Origin of the sequence: Sulfitobacter sp. HI0040, from assembly GCF_001634885.1 — a bacterium.
GTDB lineage: Bacteria > Pseudomonadota > Alphaproteobacteria > Rhodobacterales > Rhodobacteraceae > Sulfitobacter.
Window position 1 is genome coordinate 1 of the sequence record NZ_LWEX01000441.1, and the last position, 207, is coordinate 207.

A 207-nucleotide genomic window follows, 5' to 3' on the forward strand; every position below is an offset into this window, starting at 1 on the left:
CTGGGGGGCGGCAATACCGGGCGCAACACCACGATCATCCGGTCGAACTACCTGCAGGATCCCTCCGCCGCGATCTACGAAAAGGCGCGCAGTCTCTATGAGACCATGAGCCAGGATCTGAACTACAACGTGATGTTCAGCCCCCGGGGCGTGATCATGCTGGCGCAGACCGAACATGAGGTGCGCGGCTACAAGCGGACGGCCCAC

Annotated in this window: 1 protein-coding gene; it reads left to right on the forward strand. The window is 62.3% G+C overall.

The window, feature by feature from the left end:
• A partial coding sequence (locus A3728_RS18095) for an FAD-dependent oxidoreductase (RefSeq protein WP_330220290.1) occupies positions 1 to 207 on the forward strand: 207 nt, incomplete at both ends.